Here is a 14,308-nt window from a genome sequence, read left to right as displayed (position 1 = left end):
GCACTTTGAGTTTTTTGCTTGGCAGTTCATTTGGAAACACATACATTTGCATCGTGATCACAAAACAAAAGAAACAGATTTACTAACTATTAAAAAACAAAAAAGATTATGGCACTTAGGTATGTCGTTAAAAAAAGAATGATTGGTTTCGGTAAAGAGAAAACCGAAAAATATGTAGCACAGAATTTTATTACCAATACGGTTAATTTCAAGGATTTGTGTGATGAGATTTCTAAAGTGGGAATGGTTCCCAGCGGAGCGGTCAAGTTTGTACTCGATGCACTGATCGATACGCTGAATATAAACTTAAACAAAGGCATTTCCGTACAACTGGGTGATTTCGGTCAATTTCGTCCCGGCATCAGCAGCGAAAGCCAGGAGACAGAAGCGGCAGTGGATTCCGACACGATTCGTTGGGTGAAAATCGTATTTACTCCGGGATACAAGTTTAAAGATATGCTGAAAAAGGCAAGTATTCAAAAACTGGTAACCGGCAGCGAGATCGTTGACAACGGAAACACTCCTACTCCTCCCAACCCCGACGGCGGTGGCGATGAGGAAGCACCTGACCCGACAGTATAAAAACAGGAACAAAAAAAGCTCAGCATGAGCTGAAACGCAAAAATGACCGGAAGCATTGCTTTCCGGTCATTTTTTCAATAATCTCTTCTCTCTCTTAATTTTTTTATCCTTCGTACGGTTCAAAGTCCTCTTTTCCGACTCCGCAAAGTGGACAAGTCCAATCATCCGGAATGTCTTCAAATGCTGTTCCCGGTTCAATTCCGCTCTCGGGATCTCCTTGTGCGGGGTCGTAAATGTATTCACAGACTGTGCAAATGTACTTTTTCATAACGTTCGTTTTTTTATTGGTTTACTAAATAATATAACGCAAATAAAATGCAAATTGTTCGAACTTATTTCTTATCCCGAGTAAAAAAGTTATCTTTGCAATATATTTGTAGAACAAAACCAACAAGTTACATCATGCTAATTGCATTGCTACCTCTCCTGCTAATTATATGTGCAATCCTCCTGCTCAGCTATCTATGGGAACGGAGAAAATGTCTTCGGATGCAAAAACGACTATTCCGGGAATCCAGAAAACTGGAACACACCAACCACATCGCCAGCGCCATTCTGAAAAATGTTCATGCCTATATCTTATTAATAGATAATGACTTCAAAGTATTAAAAACAAACTACTATCAACTCACCGGAACTCAAAAAGGTCTGGAAGAAAAGAGAGTGGGCGACTTATTGCAATGCCGCAACGCATTATCGGCGGAAGGAGGCTGCGGTACTCATGCTTACTGCGGTTCCTGCCCCATACGTTGTGCCATCCGTCAGGCTTTCGAACAAAGAAGAGGCTTCACTGATCTGGAAGCTACTCTGAACGTGCTTACCTCCGAAAAGAAATCTGTAGAATGTGACGCCGTAATATCCGGTTCCTATTTTCTCCTTAACGAAGAAGAGAACATGGTACTCACGGTGCATGACATCACCCAACTTAAACAAGCCGAAAAAGAACTGACACTGGCCAAAGAGAAAGCAGAAAATGCCGACCTTTCGAAGTCTGCCTTCCTCGCCAATATGAGTCACGAAATCCGCACGCCTCTCAACGCCATCACGGGATTTGCAGAAATACTTGCCAGCGCCAATACGGAAGAAGAAAAGGCACAATATCAGGAAATCATAAAAATGAATGCCGATCTGCTGCTGCAACTGGTGAACGATATCCTGGATATGTCGAAAATAGAAGCCGGCACACTCGAATTTGTATATACAAAGGTAGATATCAACCTGTTACTATCCGACCTGCGACAGCTTTTCCAAATGAAAGTCAACGATGCAGGAGGAAATATTCAAATAATAGCAGAACCAAGCCTTCCCTCCTGTAGCATAGAGACCGACCGGAACCGTGTCGCGCAGGTGCTCTCCAATTTTACCACCAACGCCATTAAATTCACGCAGGAGGGAACGATCAGCATCGGTTATGAGGCAAGAGATACCGAACTTTATTTTTATGTCACCGACTCGGGAGCAGGAATCCCTGCCGACAAACTACCGGAAGTTTTCGGCCGTTTTGTGAAGCTGAACAAAGACAAGAAAGGAACGGGGCTGGGACTTTCCATCTCTAAAACCATCGTAAACAAATTGGAGGGGCAAATCGGTGCAGACTCCGTAGAAGGCAAGGGATCAACGTTCTGGTTTACCATTCCCTATCGTACTTGCGGACGTCCCGAATAAAGTAACTTCATAAAAAGTTTTAATTAAACATTTTATCACAATTTTATGTTGTATTTTTGCGGTCCTAATCAAACGCATGTATTTGCATGAGTACTACAAAAAAAGACGATTATTATCATGTAGGCCTTACGGATGACGAAGTCCTACAAAGCAGGGAAAAGAACGGTGTCAATCTGTTAACACCCCCCAAGCGTCCTTCCTTATGGAAGCTCTATCTCGAAAAGTTTGAAGATCCGGTTGTGCGGGTATTGTTGGTAGCCGCCGTATTTTCACTGATCATTTCCATCATCGAAAATGAATATGCCGAAACTATCGGAATCATAGCTGCCATCTTATTAGCCACAGGTATCGGCTTCTTTTTCGAATATGATGCCAATAAAAAATTCGACTTACTGAATGCCGTCAATGAAGAAACACTCGTAAAAGTGATTCGCAACGGACACGTACAGGAAATCCCACGTAAAGACGTCGTTGTAGACGATATTATCATACTGGAAACAGGCGAAGAGATTCCTGCCGACGGCCAGCTGCTGGAAGCGATCTCCCTGCAAGTGAACGAATCCAACCTGACCGGAGAACCGGTAATCAACAAGACTGTGATCGAAGCGGACTTTGACGAAGAAGCAACCTATGCCTCCAACTTAGTGATGCGCGGAACGACAGTGGTGGACGGACACGGCACCATGCGCGTACTGCACGTGGGAGATGCCACAGAAATCGGCAAGGTAGCACGCCAAAGCACCGAAGAAAATCTGGAACCGACCCCTCTGAATATACAGTTGACCAAGCTCGCGAACCTGATCGGTAAAATCGGTTTTACCGTTGCCGGACTTGCCTTCCTTATCTTCTTTGTAAAAGATGTACTGTTGTACTTTGATTTCAGTTCGCTGAACGGCTGGCACGAGTGGCTTCCGGTTTTCGAACGGACCCTCAAATATTTCATGATGGCTGTTACTTTGATTGTAGTAGCCGTCCCCGAAGGATTGCCCATGAGCGTAACACTCAGCCTGGCCCTGAATATGCGCCGTATGCTCTCGACCAACAATCTGGTACGAAAGATGCATGCCTGCGAGACGATGGGAGCTATCACCGTGATCTGTACGGACAAAACGGGTACACTGACTCAAAACCTGATGCAGGTACACGAACCCAATTTCTACGGAATCAAGAATGGCGGCAACCTGGGCGATGATGATATCAGCGCTCTCGTCGCAGAAGGGATCAGCGCCAACTCAACCGCTTTCCTCGAAGAAGCGGCAACGGGCGAAAAGCCGAAAGGTGTTGGTAACCCTACGGAAGTCGCCCTGTTATTATGGCTCAACAGTCAGGGAAGAAATTATCTCGAACTCCGTGAACACGCCCGCATCCTCGACCAGCTCACCTTCTCGACCGAACGTAAATTTATGGCGACTCTCGTCGAGTCTCCGATCATCGGAAAGAAAGTACTTTATATAAAAGGAGCACCCGAAATCGTGCTTGGCAAATGTAAGGAAGTCGTGCTGGACGGCCGACGGGTAGATGCCGTCGAATATCGTTCGACAGTAGAAGCCCAGTTGCTGAATTATCAGAATATGGCAATGCGCACACTCGGCTTTGCCTTCAAAATAGTAGGAGAAAACGAACCGAATGACTGCACGGAACTGGTGTCTGCCAACGACCTTAATTTCTTAGGAGTCGTAGCCATCTCAGACCCGATTCGTCCGGATGTACCCGCCGCCGTGGCCAAATGCCAGTCGGCTGGTATCGGCATCAAGATCGTTACCGGTGACACACCGGGAACTGCGACGGAAATTGCCCGTCAGATCGGACTGTGGCAACCGGAAACGGATACCGACCGGAACCGTATCACCGGTGTTGCCTTTGCCGAACTGAGTGACGAAGAAGCGCTGGACCGTGTGATGGACCTCAAAATCATGTCTCGTGCCCGCCCGACGGACAAACAACGTCTTGTGCAGCTGCTCCAACAAAAAGGAGCCGTAGTCGCCGTAACCGGAGACGGAACGAACGATGCGCCTGCCCTGAATCATGCCCAAGTTGGTCTGTCAATGGGTACAGGTACGTCCGTAGCCAAAGAAGCCAGTGACATCACGCTGCTCGACGACTCGTTCAACAGTATCGGCACCGCTGTCATGTGGGGACGTTCTCTTTATAAGAATATCCAGCGTTTCATCGTATTCCAGCTGACAATCAACTTTGTAGCCTTGCTGATCGTGTTATTGGGATCGATGATCGGAACGGAACTTCCGCTGACAGTGACACAAATGCTGTGGGTGAACCTGATCATGGATACTTTTGCCGCTTTGGCCCTCGCTTCCATCCCTCCCAGCGAAACCGTCATGCAGGAAAAGCCGCGCCGCAGCACTGACTTTATCATCAGCAAAGCGATGCGTAACAATATATTAGGTGTAGGTACGATCTTCCTCGCCGTATTGCTCGGAATGATTTATTATTTCGACCACAGCGCACAAGGTATGGATGTACATAACCTCACCATTTTCTTCACTTTCTTTGTCATGCTGCAATTCTGGAACCTGTTCAATGCCCGCGTATTCGGCACTACCGACTCGGCATTCAAGGGACTTTCCAAATCGTATGGCATGGAGTTGATTGTTCTGGCCATTCTGGTCGGACAATTTCTGATTGTACAGTTCGGTGGAGCTGTATTCCGCACAGAGCCGCTCGACTGGCAGACGTGGCTTCTGATTATAGGCGTTTCGTCCACGGTGTTATGGGTTGGAGAACTTATTCGCCTTGTTCAACGTAGTATTCACAAATGAGAAAATAATGAAAAGTAAAGGAATTAAAAACTTACTTATTGATTTAGGCGGTGTACTGATAAATCTCGACCGCGAACGTTGTATTGAGAACTTTAAAAAGATCGGGTTCCAGAACATAGAAGAAAAGTTCTGCACCCACCAGCTGGACGGAATATTTTTGCAGCAGGAGAAAGGACTGATCACTCCTGCCGAATTCCGTGACGGCATTCGGGAGATGATGGGAAAGATGGTAAGCGACAAGCAGATCGACGCAGCCTGGAACAGCTTTCTGGTAGACATCCCGACCTACAAGCTCGACTTGCTGCTCAAACTACGCGAGAAATACGTAGTCTATCTGCTCAGCAACACCAATGACATCCACTGGAAATGGGTATGCAAGAATGCCTTCCCCTACCGTACGTTCAAAGTAGAGGACTATTTTGAGAAGACGTATCTCTCTTATGAAATGAAAATGGCCAAGCCCGAACCGGAAATATTCAAGGCGGTGACCGAAGATGCGGGTATTGACCCGAAAGAGACTTTTTTTATTGACGATTCCGAAATTAACTGTAAAGTAGCTCAGGAACTGGGTATCTCGACCTACACACCGAAAGCCGGTGAAGACTGGAGCCATCTTTTCAGAAAAAAATGAGAATGTAAGTATGCAGATTATAAATGACACATCGGCTATGATTCCCGAACCATGCGTAGCTACCATCGGTTTCTTCGACGGAGTACACATGGGACATCGCTATCTGATTCAACAGGTGAAGGAGATAGCGGCAGCCAAAGGTCTGCGTTCTGCATTAGTCACATTCCCCGTTCATCCGCGCAAAGTGATGAACGCCGCTTACCATCCGGAACTTTTAACTACTCCCGAAGAAAAAACAAACCTGCTCGCAGGCACGGGAGTAGATTATTGCCTGATGCTCGATTTTACACCCGACATCTCCCGTCTGACCGCCAAAGAATTCATGACTCAGATACTAAAAGAACGTTATCAGGTAAAGTATCTGGTGATAGGATACGATCACCGTTTCGGTCACAACCGCAGCGAAGGATTTGACGATTATGTACGCTACGGGCAGGCAATCGGCATTGAGGTCATCCGTGCACAGGCTTACACAGATGATATACAGATAGATACCATCCAAAGTGCTCCGGTCAGTTCTTCTTTAATCCGCAAGTTGCTGCATCAGGGAGATGTAGACGTAGCTGCCCGCTGTCTGGGCTATGAATACTTTCTGGACGGAACGGTAGTAGGCGGCTATCAGGTAGGCCGGAAGATCGGTTTTCCGACTGCCAATTTAAGCGTGGATGATCCCGACAAACTGATTCCCGCAGACGGAGTCTATGCCGTATGGGTCACATTCGACGGGAAGACCTATATGGGAATGCTGAATATAGGCGTCCGCCCTACCATCGGAAATGGTCCCAACCGCACAATCGAAGTGAATATCCTTCATTTCCACTCCGACATTTACGACAAATTTATCCGGCTTACTTTCGTGAAGCGGACACGCCCCGAACTGAAATACGATAGTATCGACGAACTAATCGCACAGCTTCACAAAGATGCGGAAGAAACTGAAGCCATTCTACTCGCTGCCAAACAGGAGAAATGATCCCCCTTTTTCTCTAAATTAACCACATTAATAAGCCTCTTTTCGGCTGCAACGAGTCCGTTAATATCGAAAAACATATCTTTTTTATTGTTTTTCGATAAATAAAATCTCTTTTTCCTTTGCCAACTCAAAACTTACCTCTACATTTGCATATCGATAAACGATAAATAATCATCGAAAAACAAACATTTTCTATTTAATCATCTATTAAAAAATAACACTTTATGAAAAAGTCATTAATGAGTATATCGATGCTGGTAGTATCCATCTCAATGATAGCCATGTTTCTGTGCAGCTTCATTGCCAGTAAATAACAAACGATTATCTTTGTATCCCATCCAAGAATACTAAGAATACTACAAATATGAGAACTGCTATTAAACTGATATTACTGAATCTGCTTATCGCACAGATCATTGCTCCCATTTTAGTCATGATCCCCTGTGTGATTTATCTGGTAGCCACTACCGGAAACTTAGACAAAGACACGCTCATTACCATGCTTATGATTCCGGCGCAACTGGCCGGTCAGCTGATGATGGGTATCTATTTATGGAAAGCCGGATACATCAGCACAAAGAAAATAACCTGGTCGCCCGTTTCATCCTCGTATCTGTTCTTCAGTGCATTGGCTGTCCTCACCTGTGGCTTCGTCGTATCCGCATTGGCAGAACTGATGAAGTGGATTCCCAACATCATGGAACAATCCTTCGATATCCTCCAGTCCGGCTGGGGAGGCATTCTTGCCATAGCCGTCATAGGTCCCGTACTCGAAGAACTGCTATTTCGCGGAGCCATCACCAAAGCATTGCTACAGCAGTACAGCCCGACAAAGGCAATTCTGCTTTCAGCCCTTTTATTCGGTGTTTTCCATATCAATCCTGCCCAGATACTTCCGGCATTCCTGATCGGTATCCTGTTTGCATGGACGTATTACAAGACTGCCAGCCTCATCCCCTGCACACTGATGCATATACTGAATAATTCGTTATCCGTATTTCTTAGCACGAAATATCCGGAAGCTGAAAATATGAGCGATCTGATGGACACTACCTCCTATCTAATTGCTATTTTTGTAGCAGTTTTGATACTGGCAGGAGTTATCTGGGCGATGCGTCGTACGACCGTCCATTATCCCTGGAAAGAAGAAACAAATATCACGGACTAAAAAATAACAGCGATGAAAAGACGTTTGAATATTCTCAGCATATTGGTATTCATTGTTCTGGGACTTTCTCTGTATACCACAGGATACCAGTTCGGAACAGGAATGAAAGCCGGAATGAGTCTGGCCAAAGAACAGCACAAGGAATCGAAAGCATGTGACAGACCTATGCTTGCAGGAGATTTCCGTTTTGTGGATGTCGTACCTACGATCGCCATGATCAAACCGGATACGATCATCAATGCCCAAAACAATGAGAAAGTGCCCGTCATGTATACGCAAATGGCGGTACGCACCGGAAAAGAAGTGAATTACAGTTACCTGATTATCAGCAGTTCCTGTTCGCTGATGAATGCACTGCTCACCATCTCCGCACTTATTATCTTTGTCATGCTGATTCTGAGCATCAACAAATCGCAGATATTCGAATGGAAGAATGTCCGCCGCCTGCGCTGGCTGGGTAGTCTGCTGATTATGTCCTTCGTGTTTTACCTGATTCCGCAGGTCGTCAACTACTGGGGACTGAAAGAAGTATTCGCGCTTGAACATTATATCATCGCTCCCCTGGCGCTACAGACGACTGATTTATTATTGGGACTCGGTTGCCTGATTGTAGCCGAAACATTCGCTATCGGACTGAAAATGAAAGAAGAACAAGAACTGACCATTTAACCCAAACCGAGAAAATAAAATTATGGCAATTATAGTAAACCTTGACATCATGATGGCGCGCAGAAAAATATCTCTGGGCGAGCTGGCGGAGAAAATAGATATCACCCCCGCCAACCTTTCTATATTAAAAACCGGAAAAGCTAAGGCAATCCGTTTCTCTACGCTGGAGGCTATCTGCAAAGTACTGGACTGCCAGCCGGCAGATATACTGGAATATCAGGAGGAAATTTGCGATTAAACAAGGGGAAAAGCTTATATTTTTTTAGGCACGGATTACGCGGATTACACGGTTTCTGCCAGATGCATCTCTTAAAACCGTGTAATCCGCGTAATCCGTGCCTAAATTTATTATCTTTATTTCCCTTCTTTTGCCTTAAATGCCAGCGCATACATACGTATCTGCTTTACCATCGACAGCAACCCATTGCTACGGGTAGGAGACAAATGATCTCTCAAACCTATCTTATCGATAAAATAAAGATCAGCATTCAGTATTTCATCGGGCGTATGCCCCGAAAGGACTTTGATCAATAAAGCAATGATTCCTTTCACAATCAAAGCGTCACTTTCCGCATTAAACACGATTTTTCCATCCACATCGTCCGCCTGAAGCCATACACGGCTCTGGCAGCCTTCGATCAGATTCTGTTCGGTCTTATACTTTTCGTCGAGCGGTTCCTGTTCATTACCTAAGTCAATGAGCAGCTGGTAGCGGTCCATCCAGTCATCGAAGTCGCTGAATTCAGCAATCACTTCGTCTTGTAATTCATTAATTGACATGAAGTTATTTACGGTTTACTAGTTAACTATTTACTTTTCATTATAAATCACTTCCAGCACTGTCTGTCCGACGGCTTTCAGCGTATTCTTGTCGATATGGTCCATATTATCATGAATGGTATGCCAAGTCGAAGGGAAGCCTGTTTCCGGATCATTGGGAATAATATCGATTGTCTTGATACGAGCCAGACGGTTAATAAACAGATGGTCGTCGGTGATGGTATCGCCTCTCTCATCGATGAAGGTTTTCCCATAACCTGCTTTTTTAGCCGCTTTCCATACTTTCTTGTTGATATCCGGAGCAAACTCTTCGGAATATCCTTCTTTCAGAAATACGCTGTTCTCACCACCCACCATATCGAGCAAGATACCAAAACGGGCATTATACCCTTGCACGTGAGGATTGCGCGACCAATACTGCGAGCCGAGACACCAAGCCTCTTCCTTGTGCTTTCCCTCGTAGAATTGAGGAGTTCCGTAGTCTTCCGCATCCAGAAAGATGATATCAATGCCCAGTTCCGGCTGTTGCAGATTGACCAACCGGGCGATTTCCAACAAGGCTCCCACTCCGCTTGCTCCGTCATTGGCTCCCAGAATAGGGGTATGGTGATTCTTTTCGTCAGCATCATTATCCGCCCACGGACGGGTATCCCAATGTGCAAACAACGCTATTCTCTTCTTACTTTCCGGTTTGTAAGAGCCGATGATGTTCCGCGCCTTCAACAGTGTGCCGTCATAGGCAATCAGATCGGCATACTGATTCGTTACCTTCGCACCGAAAGCCTCCAGCTTTCCGGCCAGATAATTGCCACAAGCTACGTGCTCCTTCGTATTGGGGACACGGGGACCAAAATCTACCTGATTCTTTACATACAAATAGGCACTGTCCGCATCAAACTGAGGTACATTTACCACCACTTTTTCACTTTGTTCATTCGTACCAGTTGCCTTGCCGCCTCCTCCACAAGAAAAAGCAGATAATAATACAAAGGCACTCGTCAACACTATCATAGATTTCTTTTTCATCGTCCTTTTATCTATATGAAGCCTCAAAATTAGTCATTTTCACCACAGTATCGTTCAGATAGAATGGATTATTAACAAATAAACTTTAACTCCACATTTTTCTTTCCAACGGTCAATTCCACTTTCGCGCCATTGATAAGCGGCAAATTATGCGTCACATGACCTACCGGGAAATTAAAACAAACCGGATAGTCATATTCTTTCACCAAATCGGCCAAAGCGGGATATAGCTCCTTACCCAACGAACAGTCTTCTTCGTATTCGGTAAATTGACCGATAATGAGTCCGGAGAGTTTTTCAAGCACACCGCCCAGTTTCAGATTGTACATCATGCGCTCAATCGCATGGGGACGTTCACTGACATCTTCGAGAAACAGGATGGTTCCTTCGGCAGGAATATCATAAGGAGTGCCGCGCAGCCCGTAAGCTACCGCCATATTTCCGCCACGCAGGATACCTTCGGCCGTACCTTGCCTGTTCAGTTTATGCTTTTCGCAAGTATAAATGGGCAGATTACCAAAGAGAATATCTTTCAGATAGGCTACGCAAGGGTCTTCTTCCGGCTCCACGCTCAGATGACGCGCCATCAGCGAATGCAGGGAGGCATATCCATTCTTCTGAAATAAATTATGCAAGGCAGTGATGTCACTGAATCCCAGCAACCACTTCGGATGTTCACGAAAGGCGGTGAAGTCAATCTTGTCCACCAGATGCACAGCCCCGTATCCTCCTCTGCTGCAAAGAATAGCTTTCACTTTCGGATCATCCATCGCACTCTGCAAGTCTTGCAGACGTTGCCGGATCGTTCCGGCATAACGTCCGGAAGAACCACCGGCATATTTCCCCACAGAGACTTTCAATCCCCATGATTCAAGCCGTTTCTTCGCACGTTTCAGAAACTCTTTGTCTATCTTGCTGGAAGGTGACACAATCACTACTTTATCACCTTTCTGTAAAAAAGAAGGAAGTTGAATATTCATATTTAATGTTTTATTTGAGTGACTTTCGCTGATAAAAACGCACCCAGTCTACTTCCATTTCTACCGGAAGGTCTTTGGGATCGACTGCTCCGACCCACGAACCGCCCAACTGCATATCGATCAGCAGATAAAACGGCTGGTCGAACGGGAATTGTCCTTCCTTCTGCGTCTGTATGCGGGGATAAGTAAACGTATGTATGTCGTTGACATAGAACGATAGACTGTCCGGATACATTTCTACAGCGAAAACGTTATAGCGATCGGGATGGATGACTCCTGTGGAGTGTGACTTGGGATGATCCTTGATGCCCAAAGTGTACGTATAATGAGAATGAACTGTCTGATAAGCGATAGAGTCGTCATTCAGACGCTCCATCACATCTATTTCGCCTCCCGACGGCCATTTGGCATTTTCGGGCAGCAGCCAGATAGCCGGCCATGCTCCTTTTGCGGCATTCAGCTTGGCACATATTTCGATGCGTCCGTCAAGGAATGCCTTTTTACCTTTGGTATAAACGCCTCCTGTCAGATAAGGTGCCGTATCATTGGGCAGCGTCTGATTGGCAATGCCTCTTAACACCAGCTTGCCTTTGCGCATGGCAAAGCAGGAATCAAAGTCCGTCATATAATTATTCCAATCGGCCTTCCCTCGCGGAATCTTGCTCCAGACCTGCGGGTCAAAGCCTTTCTTCTGATTAAAATTCTCTTCCCATACCAGCGACCAGCCGGAGGAAGCAACTCTTGTCGTTTTGCAGGAAACGAGTACCCAACAAAGGAGTAATGTGCTAATAAATAATAGATTTCTGAACTGTTTCATTTTGTTTTAAAGTTTAAGGGGGATTCATTTGCAAAAATACAGGAAAAAACGGTTCGGTGTATATCTACACACTAAAACAACTAAAATATAACAAAATGTTACATAACAGGCGCAATTTTTCGGGTTATGAGTATTATTTTCTCAATGATTTTTCTGATATTTGCTAAAAATCTAACGTTATGGAACCTATTCAGAACTTTGCCCAGCTAACAGCCCATCTTAAACAACAGAATCGTAGGAAACGAATTGCCGTAGTCTGCGCCAACGACCCTAATACGGAATATGCCATTACCCGTGCTTTGGAAGAAGGAATTGCAGAGTTTCTCATGATCGGGGATTCGGCTATTCTGGAAAAATATCCTGCCTTGAAGCAATATCCCGACTATGTGAAGACCATTCACATCGAAGATTCGGACGAAGCGGCACGCGAAGCTGTCCGCATCGTGCGTGAAGGGGGAGCGGATATTTTAATGAAAGGTATCATCAACACGGACAATCTGCTGCACGCCATCCTCGACAAAGAGAAAGGACTGCTCCCCAAAGGGAAAATCCTCACGCACTTGGCGGTGATGGAGATTCCGACTTACCATAAACTGCTGTTCTTCTCCGATGCCGCAGTGATTCCACGCCCCACGCTGCAACAACGGATTGAAATGATCTGGTATGCCATCTGCACTTGCCGCCATTTCGGTATCGAGCAGCCTCGCGTCGCACTGATACACTGCACCGAGAAAGTAAGCGCCAAATTCCCGCATTCGCTGGATTATGTAAATATCGTGGAGCTTGCCGAAGCGGGAGAGTTCGGAAATGTAATCATCGACGGTCCGCTGGATGTACGCACTGCCTGTGAGCAGGCGAGCGGGAACATCAAAGGAATTGTTTCGCCTATCAACGGACAGGCGGATGTGCTGATTTTCCCCAATATAGAATCGGGAAATGCGTTCTACAAGTCCGTCTCCCTGTTTGCCAATGCGGATATGGCAGGATTGTTGCAAGGACCTATCTGTCCGGTAGTACTCCCTTCCCGCAGTGATTCCGGCTTATCGAAATATTACAGCATCGCAATGGCCTGCCTGCAAGTGGCCGGCTGCGAATGCAGAGAGAAGCTCAACCTGAACCGTTAATCATAATTCAAACCTTATAACTCCAAAGATATGAAGATTCTGGTCATCAACCCCGGCTCCACTTCTACGAAGATAGCAGTCTACGAGAACGAAACTCCGTTGCTCGTCCGTAACATCAAGCATACGGTCGAAGAATTATCCGTTTATCCACAGGTGATAGACCAGTTTGAATTTCGTAAGAATCTGGTTCTTCAGGAATTAGAGGCAAATGGAATACCCTTTGCATTCGATGCTGTCATCGGACGCGGCGGCCTCGTCAAACCCATTCCGGGAGGAGTCTACGCAGTCAACGAAGCCATGAAGCAAGATACTTTGCACGCCATGCGTACCCATGCCTGCAATTTAGGCGGACTGATTGCAGCCGAACTGGCCGCTTCCCTTCCTGATTGCCCGGCTTTCATCGCAGACCCGGGAGTGGTGGATGAACTGGAAGATGTAGCGCGTATTTCGGGTTCTCCGCTGATGCCTAAGATCACCATCTGGCACGCCTTGAATCAGAAAGCAATCGCCCGCCGCTTCGCAAAGGAGCAGGGAACGAAATATGAAGAACTGGACTTGATAATCTGTCACTTAGGTGGCGGTATCTCTATAGCCGTTCATCAGCATGGCAAAGCTATTGACGCCAATAATGCTTTAGACGGCGAAGGGCCTTTCTCGCCGGAAAGGGCTGGCACCCTTCCTGCCGGTCAGTTGATCGATATTTGTTATAGCGGACAGTTCACGAAAGATGAATTAAAGAAGCGTATCTCCGGACGTGCCGGACTGACGGCCCATCTGGGCACTACCGATGTTCCCGCCATTATCAAAGCCATAGAAGAAGGTGACAAAAAAGCTGAACTGATACTGGATGCCATGATATATAATGTTGCGAAAGCCATTGGCGGAGCCGCCACCGTACTCTACGGGAAAGTAGATGCCATTCTGCTGACAGGAGGTATTGCTTATTCGGACTATATCATTTCAAGATTGAAGAAAAGAATCTCTTTCTTAGCCCCTATACATGTCTATCCCGGTGAAGGGGAAATGGAGTCATTAGCATTTAATGCTTTAGGGGCATTAAGAGGGGAACTTCCTGTACAAATCTATAAATAACAAACGTAGCCATTCCTATTTTTA

At 45.9% G+C, this 14,308-nt stretch carries 15 protein-coding genes; 10 read left to right on the top strand and 5 right to left on the bottom strand.

Features of this window, described 5'->3' with window-relative positions; genetic code table 11:
• Nucleotides 1–108 precede the first annotated feature (108 nt).
• On the top strand, nucleotides 109–582 hold the full coding sequence (locus NBH01_RS14840; RefSeq protein WP_234141233.1) for an HU family DNA-binding protein: 474 nt from the start codon (nucleotides 109–111) through the stop codon (nucleotides 580–582).
• A 103-nt stretch (nucleotides 583–685) separates the two neighbouring features.
• Here the strand turns inward: NBH01_RS14840 and rd are convergent, their stop codons facing one another.
• The gene (rd, locus tag NBH01_RS14835) at nucleotides 686–850 is read right to left on the bottom strand and encodes a rubredoxin (RefSeq protein ID WP_008763586.1); all 165 of its coding nucleotides are present in this window, start codon (nucleotides 848–850) and stop codon (nucleotides 686–688) included.
• A 221-nt stretch (nucleotides 851–1,071) separates the two neighbouring features.
• On the opposite strand from rd, the gene NBH01_RS14830 reads away from it, so the two are divergent.
• The 7 genes from NBH01_RS14830 to NBH01_RS14800 all read left to right on the top strand — a co-directional run bounded on the left by NBH01_RS14830 (nucleotide 1,072) and on the right by NBH01_RS14800 (nucleotide 8,703).
• The gene (locus tag NBH01_RS14830) at nucleotides 1,072–2,247 is read left to right on the top strand and encodes a sensor histidine kinase (protein WP_234119727.1); all 1,176 of its coding nucleotides are present in this window, start codon (nucleotides 1,072–1,074) and stop codon (nucleotides 2,245–2,247) included.
• Nucleotides 2,248–2,333: 86 nt separating this feature from the next.
• Nucleotides 2,334–5,024: a calcium-translocating P-type ATPase, PMCA-type gene (locus NBH01_RS14825; RefSeq protein WP_008763584.1), complete on the top strand. Its 2,691-nt coding sequence runs from the start codon at nucleotides 2,334–2,336 to the stop codon at nucleotides 5,022–5,024.
• A 7-nt stretch (nucleotides 5,025–5,031) separates the two neighbouring features.
• Nucleotides 5,032–5,655 (top strand): HAD family hydrolase, encoded by a 624-nt coding sequence (locus NBH01_RS14820; protein ID WP_008763583.1) that lies wholly within the window; start codon nucleotides 5,032–5,034, stop codon nucleotides 5,653–5,655.
• A gap of 10 nt (nucleotides 5,656–5,665) precedes the next feature.
• Entirely contained in the window at nucleotides 5,666–6,628 is a 963-nt protein-coding gene (locus NBH01_RS14815; RefSeq protein ID WP_225693567.1) for a bifunctional riboflavin kinase/FAD synthetase, read from the top strand.
• 364 nt (nucleotides 6,629–6,992) lie between these two features.
• Nucleotides 6,993–7,796: a CPBP family intramembrane glutamic endopeptidase gene (locus NBH01_RS14810; RefSeq protein WP_048691891.1), complete on the top strand. Its 804-nt coding sequence runs from the start codon at nucleotides 6,993–6,995 to the stop codon at nucleotides 7,794–7,796.
• A gap of 12 nt (nucleotides 7,797–7,808) precedes the next feature.
• Nucleotides 7,809–8,465: a DUF2975 domain-containing protein gene (locus NBH01_RS14805; protein WP_008763580.1), complete on the top strand. Its 657-nt coding sequence runs from the start codon at nucleotides 7,809–7,811 to the stop codon at nucleotides 8,463–8,465.
• Between the two features lie 22 nt (nucleotides 8,466–8,487).
• Nucleotides 8,488–8,703, top strand: coding sequence for a helix-turn-helix domain-containing protein (locus tag NBH01_RS14800; protein ID WP_011108348.1), 216 nt, complete (start codon nucleotides 8,488–8,490; stop codon nucleotides 8,701–8,703).
• A 116-nt stretch (nucleotides 8,704–8,819) separates the two neighbouring features.
• Here NBH01_RS14800 and NBH01_RS14795 read toward each other — a convergent pair whose 3' ends face one another.
• The 4 genes from NBH01_RS14795 to NBH01_RS14780 all read right to left on the bottom strand — a co-directional run bounded on the left by NBH01_RS14795 (nucleotide 8,820) and on the right by NBH01_RS14780 (nucleotide 12,068).
• Nucleotides 8,820–9,245, bottom strand: a complete 426-nt coding sequence (locus tag NBH01_RS14795; protein ID WP_008763578.1) for a SufE family protein — start codon at nucleotides 9,243–9,245, stop codon at nucleotides 8,820–8,822.
• Nucleotides 9,246–9,275: 30 nt separating this feature from the next.
• On the bottom strand, nucleotides 9,276–10,271 hold the full coding sequence (locus tag NBH01_RS14790; RefSeq protein WP_090616055.1) for a M20 family metallopeptidase: 996 nt from the start codon (nucleotides 10,269–10,271) through the stop codon (nucleotides 9,276–9,278).
• Nucleotides 10,272–10,342: 71 nt separating this feature from the next.
• On the bottom strand, nucleotides 10,343–11,251 hold the full coding sequence (locus NBH01_RS14785) for a S66 peptidase family protein (protein ID WP_225693563.1): 909 nt from the start codon (nucleotides 11,249–11,251) through the stop codon (nucleotides 10,343–10,345).
• Between the two features lie 10 nt (nucleotides 11,252–11,261).
• On the bottom strand, nucleotides 11,262–12,068 hold the full coding sequence (locus tag NBH01_RS14780; RefSeq protein ID WP_048691881.1) for a glycoside hydrolase family 16 protein: 807 nt from the start codon (nucleotides 12,066–12,068) through the stop codon (nucleotides 11,262–11,264).
• 179 nt (nucleotides 12,069–12,247) lie between these two features.
• On the opposite strand from NBH01_RS14780, the gene NBH01_RS14775 reads away from it, so the two are divergent.
• On the top strand, nucleotides 12,248–13,192 hold the full coding sequence (locus NBH01_RS14775) for a phosphate acyltransferase (protein ID WP_234141230.1): 945 nt from the start codon (nucleotides 12,248–12,250) through the stop codon (nucleotides 13,190–13,192).
• A 30-nt stretch (nucleotides 13,193–13,222) separates the two neighbouring features.
• Complete coding sequence (gene buk, locus NBH01_RS14770; RefSeq protein WP_008763573.1) at nucleotides 13,223–14,284, top strand: butyrate kinase; 1,062 nt, start codon at nucleotides 13,223–13,225, stop codon at nucleotides 14,282–14,284.
• The last annotated feature ends 24 nt before the right edge of the window (nucleotides 14,285–14,308 follow it).

It is taken from the genome of Bacteroides sp. B1-V-101 (genome assembly GCF_023656585.1).
Taxonomy (GTDB): domain Bacteria; phylum Bacteroidota; class Bacteroidia; order Bacteroidales; family Bacteroidaceae; genus Bacteroides; species Bacteroides thetaiotaomicron.
Note: the sequence above shows the minus strand (reverse complement) of the source record. Positions and strands in the feature narration are given on the sequence as shown.